Origin of the sequence: Pseudoalteromonas sp. bablab_jr011, from assembly GCF_016464045.1 — a bacterium.
Lineage (GTDB): Bacteria > Pseudomonadota > Gammaproteobacteria > Enterobacterales > Alteromonadaceae > Pseudoalteromonas > Pseudoalteromonas lipolytica.
The window spans coordinates 1-1,365 of record NZ_JACDWU010000151.1; the positions used below are offsets into that span (position 1 = coordinate 1).

The 1,365-nt window shown below is 40.5% G+C and carries 1 protein-coding gene; it reads right to left on the reverse strand.

The annotated features are described in order from the left end of the window. Positions 1-152 precede the first annotated feature (152 nt). Positions 153-1,007, reverse strand: coding sequence for an immunity 49 family protein (locus tag JIG41_RS07405; protein WP_199524510.1), 855 nt, complete (start codon positions 1,005-1,007; stop codon positions 153-155). Positions 1,008-1,365: the final 358 nt, after the last annotated feature.

The following is a 1,365-nucleotide window of genomic DNA, read 5'->3' on the forward strand; positions in this document are numbered from 1 at the left end:
TAACCGGCCCATTAAGCGTGTTAAGCCAATATCTTCACCTTCCACAAGGTCATCAGTACTTATTGTGCCATGAGGTAATCCACCTTCGTGGGGCATTTTTGTGAAAAACTCAAACATGATGAGTATTAACGGCAGCAAAGCTGGATATAAGTTCATGCTTTGCTGCCAACATCCATTAACCATGCTGGAATGTAGCCATTTTCAACAGTGAGCTTGTAGCCTTTTACGTCTTTAGCGATGATGGCTAAGGCTGTTAAAGCTAATGGGATGGCACCTTCGTTTTCATCTTCGTGATCTTCGTTGTTGTAATATTCCCTATGAGCCAGCAAGGCTTTTTCCATTGCTTGATTATATTCTTGCTCGCCGTTATCAGTGAATATGGCGGTGATCACCGGGATAAGTGGCCACTTCAAACGGCTTGCATAGAGGTATGCTTCATCTTCGACATAATCATCCGGGTTACAGGTTAGGTATGCTTGCTCAATTAAGTTAGCTAAATCAGCGCTAGGGTTAAATAACCCTTTAAGTAAATCGGCTAATGCATAATCAAAGGGTTTAAGTTGATTACCATAGTTAGATGTTTTAAACACATCGTTATCGATAGTCGTTAAGTAAGCGATTGCATCATGGTTACGGGCAATAATACTGCTGTACAAAGCAAGTAACCACACAGGGTGCTCGGCATGTTCAGGGTCGCGTTTACCAGTCACTTCTATATATTCATCATCGTAAAAAAAAGGGAAAGGTTGGCCGTCATGGGCATTGCTTTGAAATATGCCATGGCCTAATTGCGAAGCACGAATAACATAGAGCCAAGCATGATAGCTATTGGGATTTTGAATCGCTTCCATGGGGAATGAGTCAATGATATTACGGGTAAACTGTGTATAGAGTCCTAAGCTAGGATTTTTTTGAATACGGGGTATATTTTTATCTTCGTGCTTTTTATAGCGCTCTACCATATGGTCATAATTAACTTGTGAAAAGCTGTAATGGCTCTCAATCATTTTATTAGTTCCTTAAAATCCTATGTCAAAAATCGATACATCAATTACATCAACAAGCCCAGCATCATTGGCTTTTTGATACATGATGAGTATTAACGGCAGCAAAGCAGGGTATAAATTCATGCTTTGCTGCCAACATCCATGTTGTTAAAGAGCGGTTACTGTCGTTTATTAATTTGGGTCTGTTGGTGGTGCACGCATCAATGAAACCAGTTCAACTGTCCCTTGTAGGTAAGGTTACAGTGATGTACCTGAAAATCACTTTGCTCTGGCGAGGCTGCAGTTATTTTTTCAGTAGGTTTAAGTATTGTTTGAACCGCTTGCTCAGTCGCCTTATCGCAGCCAGATAAAGTAATAA

Coding starts and splice junctions, on each gene's coding strand:
- JIG41_RS07405 (WP_199524510.1), bottom strand. CDS start 1,007: ATGATTGAGAGCCATTACAGCTTTTCACAAGTTAATTATGACCATATG.